The organism is Acidimicrobiales bacterium (assembly GCA_016794585.1).
Lineage (GTDB): Bacteria > Actinomycetota > Acidimicrobiia > Acidimicrobiales > DATDAH01 > JAEUJM01.
On sequence record JAEUJM010000026.1, the window covers coordinates 1 to 18765 of the forward strand.

General features: G+C 71.3%; 15 protein-coding genes and 2 tRNA genes. 15 read left to right on the plus strand and 2 right to left on the minus strand.

The window, feature by feature from the left end:
* From JNK12_12665 to JNK12_12690, 6 genes are all read left to right on the plus strand, one after another.
* On the plus strand, nucleotides 1-207 hold a 207-nt coding region (locus tag JNK12_12665), incomplete at its 5' end, for a magnesium transporter CorA (GenBank protein MBL8776786.1).
* Entirely contained in the window at nucleotides 198-944 is a 747-nt protein-coding gene (locus JNK12_12670) for a nuclear transport factor 2 family protein (GenBank protein MBL8776787.1), read from the plus strand. The genes JNK12_12665 and JNK12_12670, both read left to right, overlap by 10 nt.
* A gap of 81 nt (nucleotides 945-1025) precedes the next feature.
* Nucleotides 1026-2360, plus strand: a complete 1335-nt coding sequence (locus tag JNK12_12675; protein ID MBL8776788.1) for a glutamate--tRNA ligase — start codon at nucleotides 1026-1028, stop codon at nucleotides 2358-2360.
* Complete coding sequence (locus JNK12_12680; GenBank protein MBL8776789.1) at nucleotides 2357-3031, plus strand: YdcF family protein; 675 nt, start codon at nucleotides 2357-2359, stop codon at nucleotides 3029-3031. The genes JNK12_12675 and JNK12_12680 overlap by 4 nt, the downstream gene beginning before the upstream one ends.
* A gap of 147 nt (nucleotides 3032-3178) precedes the next feature.
* A complete protein-coding gene (locus JNK12_12685) occupies nucleotides 3179-4144 on the plus strand; it encodes a hypothetical protein (GenBank protein MBL8776790.1) in 966 nt (321 codons plus the stop codon).
* Between the two features lie 120 nt (nucleotides 4145-4264).
* Nucleotides 4265-4336: transfer RNA gene (locus JNK12_12690), tRNA-Gln, on the plus strand.
* Between the two features lie 25 nt (nucleotides 4337-4361).
* Here the strand turns inward: JNK12_12690 and purT are convergent.
* Nucleotides 4362-5588, minus strand: coding sequence for a formate-dependent phosphoribosylglycinamide formyltransferase (purT, locus tag JNK12_12695; GenBank protein ID MBL8776791.1), 1227 nt, complete (start codon nucleotides 5586-5588; stop codon nucleotides 4362-4364).
* Between the two features lie 121 nt (nucleotides 5589-5709).
* Between purT and JNK12_12700 the strand changes: the two genes are divergently transcribed.
* From JNK12_12700 to JNK12_12735, 8 genes are all read left to right on the plus strand, one after another.
* A tRNA-Glu gene (locus tag JNK12_12700) sits at nucleotides 5710-5782 on the plus strand.
* A gap of 209 nt (nucleotides 5783-5991) precedes the next feature.
* Entirely contained in the window at nucleotides 5992-7596 is a 1605-nt protein-coding gene (locus JNK12_12705) for an MFS transporter (GenBank protein MBL8776792.1), read from the plus strand.
* Nucleotides 7597-7672: 76 nt separating this feature from the next.
* Complete coding sequence (locus JNK12_12710) at nucleotides 7673-8119, plus strand: OB-fold domain-containing protein (GenBank protein MBL8776793.1); 447 nt, start codon at nucleotides 7673-7675, stop codon at nucleotides 8117-8119.
* Between the two features lie 88 nt (nucleotides 8120-8207).
* A complete protein-coding gene (locus JNK12_12715; GenBank protein ID MBL8776794.1) occupies nucleotides 8208-9356 on the plus strand; it encodes a thiolase family protein in 1149 nt (382 codons plus the stop codon).
* A 115-nt stretch (nucleotides 9357-9471) separates the two neighbouring features.
* Nucleotides 9472-10716 (plus strand): amidohydrolase family protein, encoded by a 1245-nt coding sequence (locus JNK12_12720; GenBank protein ID MBL8776795.1) that lies wholly within the window; start codon nucleotides 9472-9474, stop codon nucleotides 10714-10716.
* Between the two features lie 53 nt (nucleotides 10717-10769).
* Complete coding sequence (locus JNK12_12725; protein MBL8776796.1) at nucleotides 10770-12188, plus strand: ABC transporter substrate-binding protein; 1419 nt, start codon at nucleotides 10770-10772, stop codon at nucleotides 12186-12188.
* A 22-nt stretch (nucleotides 12189-12210) separates the two neighbouring features.
* Complete coding sequence (locus JNK12_12730; protein MBL8776797.1) at nucleotides 12211-12825, plus strand: TetR/AcrR family transcriptional regulator; 615 nt, start codon at nucleotides 12211-12213, stop codon at nucleotides 12823-12825.
* A gap of 79 nt (nucleotides 12826-12904) precedes the next feature.
* Complete coding sequence (locus tag JNK12_12735; protein ID MBL8776798.1) at nucleotides 12905-13642, plus strand: SDR family oxidoreductase; 738 nt, start codon at nucleotides 12905-12907, stop codon at nucleotides 13640-13642.
* 31 nt (nucleotides 13643-13673) lie between these two features.
* Here JNK12_12735 and JNK12_12740 read toward each other — a convergent pair whose 3' ends face one another.
* On the minus strand, nucleotides 13674-16358 hold the full coding sequence (locus JNK12_12740) for a family 78 glycoside hydrolase catalytic domain (GenBank protein MBL8776799.1): 2685 nt from the start codon (nucleotides 16356-16358) through the stop codon (nucleotides 13674-13676).
* A gap of 202 nt (nucleotides 16359-16560) precedes the next feature.
* On the opposite strand from JNK12_12740, the gene JNK12_12745 reads away from it, so the two are divergent.
* Nucleotides 16561-18765 (plus strand): MFS transporter, encoded by a 2205-nt coding sequence (locus JNK12_12745; protein MBL8776800.1) that lies wholly within the window; start codon nucleotides 16561-16563, stop codon nucleotides 18763-18765.

Below are 18765 nucleotides of genomic sequence, written 5' to 3' on the forward strand. Positions count from 1 at the left end.
AGCATCCGCCAGAACGAGGACATGAAGAAGATGGCGGCGTGGGCGGCCATCGGGATCGTGCCCACGGCCATGGCCGGGATCTACGGCATGAACTTCCGCCACATGCCCGAGCTGGGATGGCGATTCGGCTACCCGATGGCCCTGGCCACCATCTTCGTGGTGTGCTTGCTGCTGTACCGGAACTTCAAACGAGTGGGATGGCTGTGAGCGAAGGCACCCAGGAAGAGCTCGAGCGCCAGCGGGCACGGTGGTGGGCGACGGTGTCCTCCGGGGACCTCGACGGCTATCTGGCGCTGTTCCACGAGGACGCGGTCTGGGTCACCCCCGAGCTCGACGAGATCGTCGGGCGCGAGGCCATCCGGGCCTGGCTGGCACCGGTGTTCGCCCAGTTCGACTACGAGCTCACCATCACCGTGGCCGACGTCCGGGTGGCGGGAAGCCTCGGCATCGAACGGGCGCGGTTCGTGTCCCGCATGACCCCCAAGCCGCCGTCGACACGACCGCTCCCGGTGACGCCGCCGGCGGCTGCGCCGGAGCCGTCCGCCGTGGACGAATTGGGCGGCGCCCACGATGGGGACGTCGCGCCGGCGGCTGCGCCGGACGCCGAGGCGGCCGAGCCCCAGGTCGGTGACGAGCCCGCGTCGATGGCCGAGCCGTTCGCGGGTGGCGATTCCCCTGCGGTCGAGCCGTCGGGAGGTGACCGACCGGAGGACGCCCCGGCGCCGGAAGCGGCCCTCCCCGGCGATGAGGGCGATGGGGGCGACGAGCCCGAGGTCGAGGAGGCCGAGGTCGAGGAGGTCGAGGTCGAGGCGCCGCTCGTGCCCGCCGGCCCCGACGCCGCCGAGGACGAGCCGCACGAGGGCCGCTACCTCATGTACTGGCGCTGGCACGACGAGGGCGGCTGGCTGGTGCACCGCTACGCCGACGTCACCGGGGTCGGCTGAGCCCTCGCCTGCGGCCACGGGGCGCCACCCGTCGATCCACCGTCACAGGGGGCCGGTAGCCTCGGAGCGGTGACCCCCCGAGTGCCCCGTGTCCGCTTCGCGCCCGCGCCCACCGGCTCGCTGCACGTCGGCAGCGCCCGCTCGGCGCTGTTCAACTGGCTCTACGCCCGGGCCGTGGGCGGCACCATGGTGCTGCGCATCGAGGACACCGACACCGAGCGCAACAAGCCGGAGCTGATCGACGGCATCCTCCGCTCGCTCGAGTGGCTCGGCATGGACTGGGACGAGGGCCCGATCCACCAGTCCGACCGCTTCGAGCTCTACCGCGAGGCGGCCTCGAAGCTCCTGGCCGACGGGAAGGCCTACCTCGTCGACGCCGACGACCAGGAGGTCGAGGGCACCACGCTCACCGCCGGCCTCGCCGCCCGCTTCCGGGTGCCCGACGAGGGCGCCATCGAGTTCGACGACGTCATCCGCGGCCACGTGCGCTTCGAGAACGAGAACGTCGAGGACCCGGTCATCTGGCGCTCGAACGGCACGCCCACCTTCCTCATCGCCAACGCGGTGGACGACGTCGACCTCGACATCACCCACGTCATCCGCGGCGAGGACCTGCTCTCCTCCACACCGAAGGTCATCCACCTGCGCATGGCCCTCGGCACCAGCGTGCTGCCGGTCTACGCCCACCTGCCCCTGCTGGTGAACGCGCAGCGCCAGAAGCTCTCGAAGCGCCGCGACGACGTCGCCCTGTGGGACTACCGGGACAAGGGCTACCTGCCCGAGGCCATGGCCAACTACCTCGCCCTGCTCGGGTGGGGACCGCCCGACGGCGTCGAGGTGCGGCCCATGGCCGAGATCATCGAGCGCTTCCGCCTCGAGGACATCACCAAGTCGGCGGCGTTCTTCGACCTCAAGAAGCTCGACCACGTCAACGGCGAGTGGATGCGCGGACTCGCCGTCGACGACTTCGTCGAGCGCTGCGGGCCGGTGCTCGCCGAGGGTCCCTGGCCGGCCGACGCCTTCGACGCATCCGAGTTCGCGGCCATCGCCCCACTCGTGCAGGAGCGCGTCACCACCCTCGCCGACGTGCCCGGTTACGTCGACTGGCTGTTCCTCCCCGAGGCGCCCATCGACGAGGCCTCGTGGGAGAAGGCCATGGTCAAGGGGCCCGAGGCCGTCGGCATGCTCGACGACGCCATCGCCGCCTTCGCCGAGGCGGAGTGGACGGCCGAGGCGCTGCACGCCTGCCTGCTCGCCCTGGGCGAGGCCCGCGGCCTCAAGCTGGGCAAGGCGCAGGCGCCGGTCCGAGTGGCCGTCACGGGCCGGACGGTGGGCCCGCCCCTGTTCGAGTCGTTGGAGCTGCTCGGCCGTGAGCGCACCCTCGAACGCTTGCGGGCGGCTCGCAGCCGCCTGTGAGCCGCCGGTCGCACCGCTCGCCCCGCTGGCTGCGGGTGACCGTGCGGGTGGCGCTGGCCGCCGTGGCACTGGTCGGGCTCTACCTGGCGGTCACCTTCGTCCAGGTCTGGTGGACCGCCCGCCAGGACGATGCCGCCGACGCGCAGGCCATCGTGGTGCTCGGGGCGGCGCAGTACGACGGCACCCCCTCGCCGGTGTTCGAGGCCCGGCTGGACCACGCCCTCGAGCTCTACGAGCAGGGCCTCGCCCCCACCATCGTGGTGACGGGCGGCAACCAGCCCGGCGACCGCTTCACCGAGGCGGCCGCCGGCGCCAACTACCTCCTGGCCAACGGCGTGCCCGAGGAGGACATCCGGCGTGAGGTGGATGCCCACAACTCGTGGGAGTCGCTCGCCGCCGTGGCCCGCATCCTCGACGACGAGGGCGTGGAGGAGGTCATCCTCGTCTCCGACCCGTACCACTCGTACCGGGTGGGACAGATCGCCCGCGACCTCGGCATGACCCCCCACCTGTCGCCCACCCGCAGCAGCCCCGCCAGCGCCTTCAGCGAGTTCCGCTCGATGGTCCGCGAGACCCTCGCCGTGTCCGTCGGCCGTTTCGTCGGCTACCGCCGCCTGGTCCGCATCGACGACCAGGTCGGCCGCATCCGCGAAGGCGTCGGCCAGAACTGACCCGCCGCCGACCCGCCCAACCCAAGGTGGAGGCGACAGCATCCGGAATCCGGACGCTGTCGCCTCCACCTCTGGTCAGACCCGCCCGTCGAACGTAGGGTCACATCGACTTCCCCCTGACAACGGCAACAGTCCCTGGGGGAATCCATGTCGACGCTCGTCGATCAGGCCATCGAGGCCATTGCCAGCCGCCAGTGCGGCACCTTCACCCGCGCCGACGCCCTGGGCGTCGGCGGCACCAACTCCCTCGTGCACCGGCGGCTTCGCAGCGGTCGCTGGATCCACCTGGCACCGGGCGTCTACGGGCTCCCCGGAGTGGCACCCTCGTTCCAGCAGCGCCTGTGGGTCGCCGTGCACGCCGGGGGAGAGGATGCGGCGGTGTCCCATGAGTCCGCGGCGTCGGCTCGGTGGCTGACCACCTCCCTGCCCGATGACATCGAGGTGACGGTGCCTCACGGCCGCCACCCGGTGATCCCTGGAGTCGTCGTGCACCAGACCCGGGTCCTCGCCCCTGTTGATGTGGGTCGGGTGAAGGGCCTCCCGGTCACCACGGTGCCGCGCACCCTGGTGGACCTCGCTCCTCGGTTCGGGACGAAGCGCCTCGGACTCCTGCTCGATGAGGCGCTGAACGAGAAGAAGGCCACGATGGCCGACGTCCACCAGACGTTCGCGCGGCTGGCGGTCCCGGGTCGTCGCGGCATGCTGAGGCTCGCCTCCGTGCTGGACGCACGCGGCCCCGGGTACGTGCCGCCGGCGAGTGAGCTCGAGCGGGGGCTGTTCGAGGTCATCGAGCGGGCCGGCATCCCGGCACCGATCCGCCAGATGGAGCACCCCGGTCGGGCGGTGACCCGTGGGTGCGTCGACGCCGGATGGCGGCCGCCCCGTCTGATCATCGAGGCGGACGGCCGGCGCTGGCATACGAGGATCCAGGACCTGGCGAGGGACCACTGGCGGGATGCCGAGGCGCTTCGGGTCGGCTATGACACGCTCCGCCTGCTCTGGGAGAACATCATGGGCGATCCCGAGGGGACGGCCTGTCTCGCCCGTGAGGTCTACGACCTGCGGTGCGAGCTCATGGCCGATGCTGCGCGAGGTCGGCTGGCGCGCAGCTAACGACACGAGGTGGAGGCGAGGGCTTCCGGAATCCGGACGCGCTCGCCTCCACCTCGATCGGTGGCCACCCATCCGGTTTCGGAATCCTGGCGGAGAGCCGCTAACCTCGGTCTCTCCCGTTCGGGGGTGGTGTAATCGGTAACACAGCTGGTTCTGGTCCAGTCGTTGGGGGTTCGAGTCCTCCCCCCCGAGCTTTACAAGGGCGCAAGGCGCCCAGTCAGACGCCGATCGGGTCGAGTTCGATCCTCACGGCCGAGGCCATCCGCGCCGCGGTGCTGCGGGCCTCCTCGAGCGTGGTCGCGCCGGCGATGCACACCGCGAGGCGGCGATGGCCCTCGCAGACGGGCTTGCCGAACAGCCGGACCTGAGAACCAGCTTCGGCGAGCGCTTCCTCCAGCCCCTCGAAACGGGGGACGCCGGTGCCGTCGCCGAGCAATGGCACGGACGCCGCCGGTTGGATGAGAGCGACCGGAGGCACGGGGAGACCGAGGATTGCCCGAGCGTGGAGCGCGAACTCGCTCATGTTCTGGCTGCCGAGGGTCACGAGGCCCGTGTCGTGCGGCCGAGGGCTCACCTCGCTGAAGATCACCTCGTCGCCCCGGACGAAGAGCTCGACCCCGAAGATGCCCCAGCCGCCCAGCCCGCCGACGACGGTCTTGGCCGCTTCCTGCGCCGACGCCCACGCCGCGTCGGACATCGCCGCCGGCTGCCACGACTCGCGGTAGTCGCCGTCGATCTGGCGGTGGCCCACCGGTGGGCAGCACTGGATGCCGTTCGCCGCCGACACGGTGAGCACGGTGATCTCGTAGTCGAAGTCGACGAAGCCTTCGACGATGCAGCGGCCTCCACCCGCTCGGCCGCCTTCTTGCGCGTTGGTCCACGCGCCGGCGATGTCGTCGTCGGATCGCAGGGTGCTCTGCCCGTGACCGCTGGACGAGACCACGGGCTTGATCACCGCAGGGAGACCGACCTCGGCCAAGGCGGCGCGAAGCTCGTCCTCGGTGTCGACGAACCGGTACGGCGACGTGGGCAGGCCGAGCTCCTCTGCGGCGAATCGGCGGATGCCCTCGCGGTTCATCGTGAGGTTCGCGGCGCGCGCGGTGGGTATGACGCGCTGCCCCTCGGCCTCGAGCTCCAGGAGCGTTGCGGTGGCGATGGCCTCGATCTCGGGGACGACGAGGTCGGGCCGCTCGAGCTCGATCACCCGGCGCAGCTCGGCCCCGTCGAGCATCGAGAACACGTGGCTGCGGTGGGCGACCTGCATCGCGGGCGCGTCGGCGTAGCGGTCGCAGGCGATGACCTCGCAACCAAGTCGCTGGAGCTCGATCACGACCTCCTTGCCGAGCTCGCCCGAGCCCAGCATGAGGACGCGCGTCGCGGAGGAGGAGAGTGGTGTGCCGATGCCCATGGTGAAGTCGTAGCGGAGTCTGGAGGCGATCTCCACTCGGTCGATCGGCGGACGTGTTCGTCCGGTCCACGAGGGGTACTGATTCGCACGGCAGGGGTGCGAATCGGTAGCTTCTGGCTAGGATCTCGGGTCCTCGCCCGAGCCCTGCAACAGCTCTGGCCCCATCGTCTAGAGGCCTAGGACACCACCCTCTCAAGGTGGCGACACGGGTTCGAATCCCGTTGGGGCTGCAAAGGAAACTGACCTGCGGATACCGCAGGTCAGTTCCGCGTCTGGGGGAGCCGTCGCCTGGCGGCGCCGGGGACACCACGCCTGTCTGATGGTGGCGACACGGGTTCGAATCCCGTTGGGCTGCAAGGCAAGAACCCTGCTTCGGCAGGGTTCTTGTCGCGTCGGGGGGTGCCGTCGCCTGGCGGCTGCGTGGGACACTGGGGCGGCCATGAGCGATCGAGCGACGCCCGCAGACGCCGAGGACGGCATGCCGGAGGGCAGTCGCCGCCTTCAGGTCCTGCTGGCCATGGCCATGTTCGTCCTGGTGGTGGACACGTCGCTGATGAACGTGTCCATCTCGGCGGTGATCGACGACCTCGACACCACCGCCAGCGGGGTCCAGTCGGCCATCGCTCTCGAGGCCCTCGTGTCCGCCGCCTTCATCCTCATCAACTCGAAGATGGGCGACCTCATCGGCCGCAAGCGGGCCTACACCCTCGGCCTGATCGCCTACGCCCTCGGGGCGCTGGCCATGACGCTGGCGCAGAGCCTCACCGCCATCGTCATCTTCTGGGCGATCATCGGTGGCCTCGGCGCCTCGCTCCTGCTCCCGGCCATGCAGTCGCTCATCCACGGCAACTTCACCGGCCGGGCCCAGAAGCAGGCCTACGCACTGGTGGGCGCCGCCGCCGCGATCGCCGCGGCGGTCGGGCCGCTCCTGGGCGGCTTCGTCACGACCTACCTCTCGTGGCGGGTCGGCTTCGCCCTCGAGGTCGTCATCATCGGTGTGGTCCTCTCGCAGATCGGCCTGATCAGGGACGTGCCTTACACGGGGTCACGCAAGGTCGACGTCGTTGGCGCGGCGCTGTCGGTGGTCGGCATGGGCGGCGTCGTGTTGGGCATCCTCGTCTGGCAGGAGGGTGGCGAGTTCGTCGTGCTGCTGGTCGCCGCGGGCGCCGTCGCCCTCGGATCGCTCGCCAGGTGGCTCGTGCGCCGCAAGCGACAGGGATCGGTGACACTGCTGGACCCGGACCTGTTCCACCATCCCAACTTCACCGCGGGTGTCTCGGCCCAGATGATGCAGCAGATCGCGCTGGGCGGCGTGATGATCGCGCTGCCGCTGTTCCTCCAGATGACGCTCGAGTACAACGCCATGAAGGCGGGCCTCTCGATGGCCCCGCTCTCACTGACGATGTTCGCCACCGCGGTCGTGGCCGGGAAACGGGCCGGCCGGCATCGCCCGGCGGTCATCGTGCGTGCCGGGTTCCTCCTGGCCTCGATCGGGCTGGCCGCGATGATCCCGCTCGTGCCGAGGGTCGACAGCGGCTGGTACCTCGTGCTCCCGCTCGTGGCCGTCGGCTGCGGGTTCGGTCTGCTCGTCTCCCAACTCAACAACTACACGCTCGCCCCGATCGAGGACGATCGCATCAGCGAGGCCGCTGGCGTGAACTCGGCCTCCGGCAACTTCGGGCTCTCGTTCGGCCTGGCGGTGGCCGGTGGCGTCCTGCTGGCGGCACTCTCGTTCCGCTTCACCAATCAGGTGCAGGACAGCACCGTGATCCCGCCCGACCAGCAGGCACAGATCACTGCCGTCCTCGAGGACGATGCCGAGGTCATGAGCAACACCCAGCTCGACGCGCTGATCACCGAGGAGACACCGGAGGTCGAGGCCGCGGTGCTCGCCATCAACGACGACGCCCGAAACCTCTCGTTGCAGGTGGCGCTGCTCGTCCCCGTCCTCGCCGGCCTCCTCGGCCTGGCGAACTCGTTGCGCATGGTCAGGCTCCCCGACATCGTTCCGGCGGGCGACCTCGACGGCATGGACTTCGGCTGAGGTCGGCGGTCTCGCCACGCCGCCGGGAACGTCACACCCGCGTGACGGAAACGACGTTCTCCACTAGCGTGGCGGCGTGCCGAGCGTTCCCTTCGCCGACGACGTGTTCACCTGGCCGGCCGACGAGCCGCAGCTGATCGGTGGACGGTGCGCCGGCTGCGGGTCGGTGGCGTTCCCGCAACCGCCGTCGTGCGCCCGGTGCGGGTCGGTCGAGGTCGAGCGCCACCTGCTACCCCGGCAGGGGACGCTGTGGACGTTCACCACCCAGGGGTTCCTGCCCAAGGAGCCGTACGCGAGTGGCGAGACGATGGAGACCTTCCGGCCCTTCGGGGTCGGCATCGTCCAGTTGGGCGACGAGGTGCGGGTGGAGAGCCGGCTCACGGTGGCCGACCCGGAGGCGCTCGATTTCGGGATGGCCATGGAGCTGGTGGTGGTGCCGTTCCGCACCGACGACGACGGCACCGAGGTCGTGACCTACGCGTTCGCCCCCGTCGAGTCCGCGAATGGAGAGGGGCAGTCGTGAACCGGCTCGTGAGGCTGCGGAGCGGAGCGGAGCAGCGGGTGGACCGAACCGGATCCCGAAGGGGGCCCGACGAAGGAGGGCCAAAGCGATGAGCAACGACGTCGCCATCATCGGGGTGGGCCTTCACCCGTTCGGCCGCTTCGGCCCGAAGACCGCCATCGACATGGGCGCGGAGGCCATCCGAAACGCGCTGGCCGACGCCGGCGCCCAGTGGTCCGACGTGCAGTTCGCCTTCGGCGGCAGCTTCGAGGTGGACAACCCCGACGCGGTCACCAGCCGCCTCGGCCTCACCGGCATCCCCTTCATGGACGTCTACAACGGCTGCGCCACCGCGGCGACGGCGCTGCAGCTCACCGCCGATGGGATCCGCTCGGGCCAGTACGACCTGGGCGTCGCGGTCGGGATGGACAAGCACGACTCGGGGGCGTTCACGTCGGACCCGACCGACTACGCGGCGCCGCCCTGGTACGGCGAGATGGGGTACTTCCTCACCACCAAGTTCTTCGCCATGAAGATCAATCGCTACATGCACGACCACGGCATCTCGCACGAGACCCTGGCCAGGGTGGCGGCCAAGAACTACCGCAACGGCGCGCTGAACCCGAACGCCTTCCGCCGCAAGCCCGTGTCCGAGGAGGACATCCTCGCCTCCCGGATGTTGAACTACCCGTTGACGCACTACATGTTCTGCGCGCCCGACGAGGGCGCCGCCGCGGTGGTGCTGTGCCGGGCCGACCAGGCCCACAGGTACACATCGACGCCGATCTACCTGCGGGCCACCGCCCTGCGCACCCGTCGCTACGGGGCGTTCGAGGTGCACGCCTCGTGGGCCGCGGTCGACCAGGAGCCGGCGCCGACGGTGTTCGCCTCGAAGGCGGCGTACGAGCAGGCGGGCATCGGGCCCGAGGACGTCGACGTGATCCAGCTCCAGGACACCGACGCCGGCGCCGAGGTGATCCACCTCGCCGAGAACGGCTTCTGCGCCGACGGCGACCAGGAGCGGCTGATCGCCGACGGGGCCACCGAGATCGCCGGCCCGCTGCCGACCAACACCGACGGCGGCCTCATCGCCAACGGCGAGCCCATCGGCGCCTCGGGCCTGCGCCAGGTCCACGAGCTCGTCCTGCAGCTCCGCGGCCAGGCCGGCGAGCGTCAGGTCGCGGGCGACCCCAAGGTCGGGTACGCCCAGCTCTACGGCGCCCCCGGCACCGCCGGCGTCTCCATCCTCACGACGTGAGCGGGGCGGGTGGCCGTCGCACGGCGCGAGGCGAGGCCCACGCGCTGGTGGAAGAGTTGCTGCGCCGCGTCGAACGACCGGCCGACCGCGATGACGATCGACGGGAGACCCACTGATGTCCGACAGCACCGTGACCCTGCTCGTGCCCCGTGCGGTGGTCGACATCGAGCTGGGCGAGGTCCTCGAGGGGGCCTGCATCCGGGTCGAAGGCGATCGGATCGCCGAGATCGGCTCGGACCGAAGCATCGGGTCCGACGCCGACGAGGTGGTCGAGCTCCCCGAGCTGACGCTCCTCCCGGGCCTCATGGACATGGAGGTCGACCTCGTGCTCGGCGGCCCGGGCGCCGGCCTCACCGACCCCGTCGTGACCGACCCGGTGAAGATGTCGCTGCGGGCGACCGTGAACGCCCGGCGCACCCTGCACGCCGGGTTCACGACCGTGCGCAACCTCGGCCTCTTCGTGAAGACGGGCGGCTACCTGCTCGACGTCGCCCTCAGCGAGGCGGTCGAAGCGGGCTGGATCGAGGGCCCCCGGATCGTGCCCGCCGGCCACGCCATCTGCGCCACCGGCGGCCACCTCGACCCGAGCGCCCAGAGCGGCCTCGCGCCGCACATGATGCCGCTGTCGGTCGAGGAGGGGATCGCCGACGGCGTCGACCAGGTGCGCAAAGCGGTGCGCTACCAGGTCAAGCACGGGGCGAAGCTGATCAAGTGCTGCGCCTCGGGAGGCGTCATCGCCTCGATGGGCCCACCGGGAGCCCAGCAGCTCTCCGACGACGAGCTCGCGGCCATCGCCGACGAGGCCCACCGGCGGGGCCTGAGGGTGGCGGCCCACTGCCACGGCGACGACGCCGTCAACGCGTGCATCGACGCCGGGATCGACTGCATCGAGCACGGCTTCATGATCACGGAGCCGACCATCGAGCGCATGGTGGCCACGGGCACCTTCCTCGTGTCGACCAACGCCCTGGCCGAGAACTGGGACGTCTCGCGCCACCCGCCGGCGATGCAGGCCAAGGCGGCGGAGGTGTTCCCCAAGGCGAGGGAGTCGCTGTCCAAGGCGATCGAGGCCGGCGTGAAGATCGCCAGTGGCAGCGACGCGCCCGCGATCTGGCACGGCCGCAACGCCGAGGAGCTCGTGGTCCTGGTGAAGCGGGGGATGACGCCACTGCAGGCCATCCGGGCCGCCACGATGGTGAGCGCCGAGCTCATCGAGGCGCCCGACCTCGGCCGCCTCGCCCCGACGATGCTCGCCGACATCGTGGGCGTGCCGGGCGACCCCCTCGACGACATCAGCGTGTGCCGCGACGTGGCCTTCGTCATGCAGGGCGGCCGGATCGCCAAGCGCCCCGTGGCGTAGCGGTCCTAAGCGTGGCCCGGGCGAGTATGAGAACAACGTTATGATCTGCGCCCATGGCCCTCCGCCCACGTCTCGTGCCCCTCGCCGTCGTCGTGCTGCTCGTGCTCGGCGCCGCCGCCTGCTCGTCACGCGGTGAGGACGCGGCCCAGGAGGGGAGCGGCTCGGCCACGACCACGAGCGCACCCTCTGGCGCCGACGGCGAGACGTTCGGCACGCAGCCCTCGCACTGCAGCGAGAGCGACGACGCCGGTGACACGACGACGACCGAGGCCGGCGGCGGCTCCGAGGACGCGAGCCAGACCACCGGGGTGAGCGACGACGCCATCGCCATCGGCACGATCTCCGATCCGGGGTTCACCGGACAGCCCGGGCTCAACCAGGAGCTCTTCGACGCCGGCCAGGCCTTCGTCGAGTGGTGCAACAGCCAGGGCGGCATCAACGGTCGGCCCATCGAGCTCACCGAGTACGACGCGGCCATCTTCGACTACGCCGCCAAGGTCACCGAAGCCTGCGGTGAGGTGCTCGCCCTCGTCGGCGGCGGTGGTGCCCAGGACACGGAGTGGTCCTCGACCGGCCAGGAGTGCGGCCTCGTCGACATCGCCGCCTACGCGGCCACGCCGGAGAAGGGTGGCCCGGCCGGCAACGACAGCGTCATCGAGCGGCGCACCGTGCAGCCGGCTCCGAACCCGCAGGACCGCTTCCCGGTGGGCGACATCCGCCTGCTGGCCGAGGAGCACCCCGGCGCCCTCGACCGCGTCGGGATCATGTACGCCGACTTCGGCACCCTGATCACCATCGCCGACCGCACCGCCGAGGCCTACGAGCAGGTGGGCGCCACCATCGTCTCCGAGCAGTCCTACAACGTCACCGGTGAGGCCAACTGGGCGCCCTTCGTCCAGAACCTGAAGGACGACGGGGTCGAATGGCTCAACTTCGTCGGCGACGGCACCTTCCTGGCGCAGCTCCAGCAGGCCATGGCCGAGGCCGACTACTCACCCGAGGTCATCGCGCAGGACGCCAACTTCTACGACCAGGGCTACCTGGACGCCGCCGGTGACGCGGCCGAGGGCACCTTCGTCCGGTCCTCGTTCGTCCCCTTCGAGGAAGCCGACGAGAACCCGGCCGTGCAGCAGTACATCGACCTCGTCGAGGGCATCGACGGCGAAGTGGCCCTCCTCGGGGCCCAGAGCATGTCCGCCTGGCTGCTCTTCACCCAGGCGGCGGACGCCTGCGACGACGCGGGCACCTTGACCCGCGACTGCCTGCTCGAGGAGGCGGCCTCGGTGACCGAGTGGGACGGCGGCGGGCTCCACGCCCCCACGAACCCCTCCGAGAACGAGAGCGCTTCCTGCGTCATCGTCATGCAGGTCCAGGACGGGACGTTCGTCCGCCACCAGCCCCAAGACGAGACCTTCGCCTGCGGCGACGACTACATCGCGCAGCTCGAGGGCGACTTCACCTCGTCCGACTGAACCGGTCGGTACCCTTCGTCCCGTGACGGACGCCGCCGACGCAGAGGCCGTTGACGACGCGCCGGCTCCCCTCACGCGGGACCGGCTGCTCGAGCTCGCCGGTCAGGTGTTCGCTGACGAGGGCTACGCCGCGGTGTCCGTGCGCGATCTCGCCCGGCGCTCGTCGCTGACCACCGGCGCGATCTACGCCCACTTCCTGAACAAGGCCGACCTGCTCGTCGAGGCCATCGACGCGCGGGTCGACGCCGGGGTCGAGGCGCCCCGGGACATCGAGACGACCTTCCGCGCCTACCTCGAGGGTGTGGGCCGGCGCTATCCGGAGCGGGCCCAGCTCCGGGCACTGCTCCTCGAGGGGGCCGCGGCGGCTCGAGGTGATGCCGCAGTCCGCGAGCGGCTCAACCGCGAGCAGGAGCGTCGGCTGGAGTCGTGGATCGTCGAGTACGAGGCGGCGCAGGGCTCGGGCGAACTCGACCCCGACGTCGACATGCGCGCCGCGGTGATGATGCTCTGGGCCATCGAGCTCGGGCTCGGGGTGCTCGAAGCGTTCGCGATCGACGCCCCCGACCCGGAAGCGTGGGCCGACCTGACCCGGCGGTTCATCGAGTCCATCGAGGGACCGTCCGGCCGCTCGGGCTGAGGACGGCGGGCTGGCCCGCCCTCCATAACATCGTTATCCTCGGCTCGTGGATCCCACGACGTTCTCCTCCCTGTTCGACATGTCCGGCCGCGTGGTCATCGTGACCGGCGGCACCCGGGGCATCGGCCGGGCCCTCGCCGAGGGCTACGCCTGTGCCGGCGCCACCGTCGTGGTGGCCAGCCGCAAGGCCGAGGCCTGCGCCGAGACCGAGGCCCACCTGCGTTCGCTCGGCGTGGATGCCCTCGGCGTGCCCACCCACCTCGGCGACCTCGACGACCTCCAGGCCCTCGTCGACCGCACGGTCGACGCCTTCGGGGGGATCGACGTGGTCGTCAACAACGCGGCCACGGCCCTCGCCCAGCCGATCGAGGACTACACGGTGGAGGCCTGGGAGAAGTCGCTCGACGTGAACCTCCGCGGTCCTGTCTTCCTCACCACCAAGGCCCTCCCGCACCTGAAGGCGAGCGAGCACGCCGCGGTGCTCAACATCCTCTCCGGCGCGGCGTTCATGTTCTCGCCCAACATCTCCCTCTACGCCACGGGCAAGGCCGGGCTGCTCGCCCACACGCGCTCGGCGGCGGCGGAGTTCGCCCCGTTCGGCATCCGCGTGAACGCCCTCGCCCCGGGCACGGTGAACACCGACATGGTGCGGGCGAACTCGCCCGACCGTCAGGAGATGATGAGCCAGATCATGCTGCTGAAGCGCATGGCCGGCCCCGATGAGATCGTCGGGCCCGCCCTCCTGCTCACCTCCGACGCCGGCAGCTTCATCACCGGCCAGGCCCTGCTCGTCGACGGCGGCATGGTGCCGCACTGACGGCCCGCTGCGCGGCGCCCGCCGGTGAACCTCAGATGGCCGCCCGGTCTGGGAGAAATTCGCCGACGGCGCAGGAGTAGCCCGCGGTGCCGGGGCCCTGCTCGTGGCGCTGCCCGTCGGGAAGGACGACGTCGGCGAAGGCGCCGGGCGGGACCTCGACGTCGAGGTCGAAGCGGCCGGTCTCGATCCGCCAGGCGGATCGGGCGCGGCCGCGCCGGCTGTCGTGGACCGCCTCCGCGTGGGTCAGGCCGCCCCCGGGCAGGGGCGCCACGGTGAAGCGCTCGTACGCGGGGTGGTCGGGGTCGGGCCGGAGCCCGGCGACGTGGCGGTGCAGGAAGGTGACGACGGCACCCTTGCTGTAGTGGTTGAGCGAGCCGTCGCCCTGGGCGTCGACGCCCTCCCAGTGCTCCCAGATCGTGGTCGCCCCGCGATCGACCATCGCCAACCACGACGGCGGCGTGTCCTGGAACAGGAGGCGGTAGGCGAGGTCGAGGTGGCCGTGGTCGGCCAGCACGGGCAGCAGGTACGGCGTGGCCAGGAACCCCGTGGTGAGATGGTCGCCGGCGGCGTGGACGAGCTCGGCGAGTCGGTCGGCCGTCGCCGCCCGCAGGTCGTCGGGGACGAGGTCGAACGCCAAGGCCCGCACCAGGTTCGGCTGCGTGTCCGGGGCGATCCGCCCGTCGTCGGCGATGAACTCTGCCCGCCATGCCGCGAGGCTGCGGTCGGCGAGCTCCCGGTAGCGCTCCGCCTCCTTGTAGCGGCCGAGGAGGCCGGCGATCTGGCCGAGCCGCCGGGCGGACAGGTGCAGGTAGGCCGTGGCCACGTCGGCGAGGTCGGCCTCCCGGGTGAAGACGGTGGTGGGATCCGAGTCGGGCTCGCACCACTCGCCCCAGTGGAAGCCGGTGTCCCAGAGGTACGTCTCGTGGTCGGCCGGCTCGGGTCGGCTCGCCGCTCGGGTCGGGTGGCGGTCGTTCGCGGCCGTCGTCGCCGCGAAGTCGACCCAGGCGGCCATCGAGTCGAACTGCTCGGTGAGGAACCGCTCGTCGCCGTACTCGACCCACATCTCCCAGGGCACGAGCACGGCAGCATCGCCCCAGCCAGAGGAACCGGTCATGAAGCGGGCGAGGTCGTGGTCGTACGCCGCAGGGCCGGCGGGGTCCGGCGTGAAGTTGGGGACGCGGCCGTCAGGCCACTGGTCGGCGCGCAGGTCGCGCAGCCATTTGGCCGAGAAGCCGGCCACGTCGTAGAGGAAGGCGGCCGTGGGGGCGAAGATCTGCCAGTCGCCGGTCCAGGGCGCCCGCTCGCGCTGCGGGCAGTCGGTGGGCACGTCGCAGGCGTTGTCCCGGAAGCTCCAGATGGCGGCCTCGTGCAGCCGCTCGAGGCGGTCGTCGCTGCACGAGAACCAGCCCGTCCGCACGAGGTCGGTGTGGACCACGACACCGGTGACGTCGTCGGCGGTCAGGGGCGCCTCGTGGCCGTCGACCTGGACGTACTGGAAGCCGTGGGTCGTGTGCCGGGGCTCGAAGGTGTCCGTGGGCTCGCCGCGCGAGACGACCTGATCGACCTGGCCGGGCGACAGCGCCTCCTGCTTCATGAAGTCGAACGGCACCAGGTGGTCGAGGGTCACGCGGCCGGCCTCGTCGAGCATCTCCCCGTGGGTGAGCGTGGTCGTGGCGCCGGCGGGGCCGAGCGAGCTCAGGCGCACCCAACCGTTGATGTTCTGACCGAGGTCGACGACGTCGACCGCGCCGGCCCCGTCGCCGACCCGGGTCACCGAGAGGGGACGCAACTCCTCGGTCCGGCGCACCGGCGGCGCCGGCGAGGACGTCAACGTGGCGAAGCCGAGGTCGTCACGCGCCGCGCACGGCCGCCAGCCGTCGCGGTCGCCGAACCCCGGCGTCGACCACCCGTCCTGTCGGAGACGGAGGTCGGCGGCCTCGCCGTCGATGAGGTCGGCGCGCACGATCTCGCCGGTCGAGGACCGCCAGTCCGGCCCGGTGCCGACGACGACGCGGCCGCCGTCATCGAGCTCCACCACCACCTGGACGAGCAGCGCGACCTGCGATCCGAAGCAGTCGTGCTCACGGGTGAACCCGTTCTTGCCGCGGAACCACCCGTCGCTCAGTACGGCGCCGACGGCGTTCGGCCCGGGCCCGACCAGGTCGGTGAGGTCGTAGGTCTGGACGTCGAGGTTCGCCCGGTAGGCGGTCGACCCGGGTGCCAGCTCGATGTCGCCGGCGCGGCGGTTGTTCACGAACAGCTCGTACAGACCGTGCGCGGTGGCGTAGGCGCGGGCCCGGGCCACCGTGGCCTCGGCGGGCAGGTCGAAGGTGGCGCGCAGCAGTTGGGCCGGGCGCTCGCCCGCGGGGGCGACCTCACCCTCGGCAGGGGAGATCCACGACGCGGACCAGTCGCTCGGGTGGAGCAGGCCCGTCTCCCACGTCGAGGTGTCCGACCAGTCGCTCTCACCGGCGTCGGTCCAGACCTTGACCTGCCACGTCACGCTCTCCCCGGATCCGACCCCGGGGCCGGGCCAGGGGACCCCGATGTGTCGCTCACCCTCGATCCGGCCGGACTCCCACCCGTCGGCCCGGACGGCGAAGGCCTCCTGGCGCGCTGCGCCGGCGGGCAGCCACCAGGAGAGGCGCGGCGCCGCCACGGCGAGGCCCAGCGGTGCGACGAGGTGTTCGACCATCAGGCGGGTCGGTGCAGGCACGAAAGCGCTCCGAGGTTCGGGAACAGTGGATAACAACGTTATCTGAGGTCGTTGCGTGCTGCGGGGTCGTCGGGGCGGCCCGACGGGCACGGCCGTCAGAACAACGTTATCTTTCTGTTGTCAGGCGCCGCCTGTCGGTTTATGTTTGATCGAACAGATTCGATCAACCGGCCGGAGCGGGCGGCCGGCAGGGGGGAACGCGTTGAGCCAGCCGGCCACCACCACCGACGAGGGAGCGCCGGGGCTCGCCGCCGGCATCCTCGAGCGGGAGGCCGAGCGCGAGGCGGCGGCCGCGGGGGAGCCGGTCCTGTTCGCCGACGACCTCCTGCCCGGCGTCGGCGGCCAGGAGCTGTCCTTTCGACAGGGCCTCGCCGTCGGCGGCCGCTTCACCTTCCTGGTGCTCCTCGCCCTGGTCGCGCTCGACGAGCTCGAAGGGGCCGCGCTCGGTGTGCTGGCGCCGGACATCCGCGACACCTTCGGCATGAGCAACGGCGCCATCGTGTTCCTGAGCGCCGCCGCGGGTGGGTTCCTGGTCCTCGGCGCCCTGCCCATGGGGATGCTGGCCGACCGCTTCAAGCGGGGGCCGATCATCGCGTGGGCGAACATCGCCTTCTCGGTGATGGTGTTCTGCTCCGGGCTGGCGGTGAACGCCTTCAGCCTCTTCTGGGCCCGGTTCGGCGTCGGCGTGGCGAAGGCCAACTCGCTGCCGGTGCACGGCTCGCTGATCGCCGACGCCTACCCGATCGGCATCCGCGGCCGGATCTCGTCGCTGCTCACCGCCTCCGCGCGGATCTCGGGAGCCCTGAGCCCGCTGATCGTGGGCGGGATCGCCGCGCTCGCCGGCGGCGTCGAGGGGTGGCGGTGGGCCTACTTCATCCTCGGCCTGCCCGTCGCGGTGGCCGCCGCCGTCGCCTTCCGCCTGCCGGAGCCACCTCGCGGCCAGTTCGAGATGGCCGATGTCCTCGGCGAGGTCATCGAGGACGAGCGCCCCGCCCCCGTCTCGGTCGAGGCCGCCTTCTCCCGCCTGATGCAGATCCGCACGCTGCGCACGGTCATCCTGGCCTTCGCGGCGATGGGCTTCGGGCTCTTCACCGGGCCGGTCCTGACGAACCTGTTCGTCGAGGAGCGCTACGGGCTCGACGCCCTCGAGCGGGGCCTGCTCGGCACCGTGGGCGGCGTCGCGCTGATCGCGGTGCTCCCCTTCGTGGGGCGCTACTACGACCGGCTCTACCGCCGGGACCCGTCGCGGGCCCTCGCCCTGATCGGCCTGCTCGTCCTCCCGGCCGCGTTGCTGACGCCGGTGCAGTACTTCATGCCGAACGCCGTCCTCTTCGCCATCGTGGGCCTCCCGCAGCTCGTCCTGCTGTCCACCGCGTTCGCGCTCGTCGGCCCGGTGTTGCAGTCGGTGGTGCCGTACCGGCTCCGCGGCCTCGGCTCGGCCCTCGGCGCGATCTACATCTTCTTCGTGGGTGCCACCGGCGGTGCGCTGCTCGCCGCGCTCCTGACGAACCTGTACGGCGTGCGGGCCGCGGTGCTCCTGCTCATGGTTCCCTCCACGCTCATCGGTGGGCTGCTCGTGCTGCGGAGCTCGACCTTCATCCGCAACGACCTCAGCCTCGTCGTCGAGGAGCTCCGCGAGGAGATGGCCGAGCACGAGCGGCAGCAGGCGGAACCCGACGGCATCCCCCTGCTGCAGGTCAACGACCTCGACTTCTCCTACGGGCCGGTCCAGGTGCTGTTCGACGTCGGGTTCGAGGTCCGGCGGGGCGAGGTGCTGGCCCTCCTGGGCACCAACGGCGCCGGGAAGTCCACGGTGCTCCGGGTGATCGCCGGCCTCGGCACCCCCAGCCGGGGCGTGGTGCGCCTCGGTGGCCGCAACATCACCTATGTCTCGCCGGAGCGGCGCAGCACCCTCGGCATCCACCTGCTCCAGGGCGGCAAGGGCGTGTTCCCCGACCTCTCGGTCCGCGACAACCTCGAGATGGCCGGCTTCGCCTACCGCCGGGACCATGTCGCCCTCGCCGCCAAGATCGAGCACGTCCTGGGGCTGTTCCCGGACCTCGCCGAGCGCCTCGACCAGCCGGCCGGCTCCCTGTCGGGCGGCCAGCAGCAGATGCTGGCGCTCGCCCTCGTGCTCCTGCACGACCCCGAGGTGCTCATCATCGACGAGCTGTCTCTCGGGCTGGCCCCGGTCGTCGTGCAACAGCTCCTCGAGGTCGTCGAGGCGCTCAAGGCCGAGGGCCTGACCATCGTGGTCGTCGAGCAGTCGCTCAACGTGGCCCTTGCCATCGCCGACCGGGCCGTGTTCATGGAGAAGGGCCAGGTGCGCTTCGAGGGCGTCGCCGCCGAGCTGGCCGAGCGCGACGACCTGGTGCGCGCCGTGTTCCTGGGCGCCGAGGGCGGCTGA

Excerpts from the sequence above, each read along its gene's own strand:
- JNK12_12670 (MBL8776787.1), top strand. The coding sequence starts at position 198 with ATGGCTGTGAGCGAAGGCACCCAGGAAGAGCTCGAGCGCCAGCGGGCA.
- JNK12_12685 (MBL8776790.1), top strand. The coding sequence starts at position 3,179 with ATGTCGACGCTCGTCGATCAGGCCATCGAGGCCATTGCCAGCCGCCAG.
- JNK12_12705 (MBL8776792.1), top strand. The coding sequence starts at position 5,992 with ATGAGCGATCGAGCGACGCCCGCAGACGCCGAGGACGGCATGCCGGAG.
- JNK12_12715 (MBL8776794.1), top strand. The coding sequence starts at position 8,208 with ATGAGCAACGACGTCGCCATCATCGGGGTGGGCCTTCACCCGTTCGGC.
- JNK12_12720 (MBL8776795.1), top strand. The coding sequence starts at position 9,472 with ATGTCCGACAGCACCGTGACCCTGCTCGTGCCCCGTGCGGTGGTCGAC.
- JNK12_12725 (MBL8776796.1), top strand. The coding sequence starts at position 10,770 with ATGGCCCTCCGCCCACGTCTCGTGCCCCTCGCCGTCGTCGTGCTGCTC.
- JNK12_12735 (MBL8776798.1), top strand. The coding sequence starts at position 12,905 with ATGTCCGGCCGCGTGGTCATCGTGACCGGCGGCACCCGGGGCATCGGC.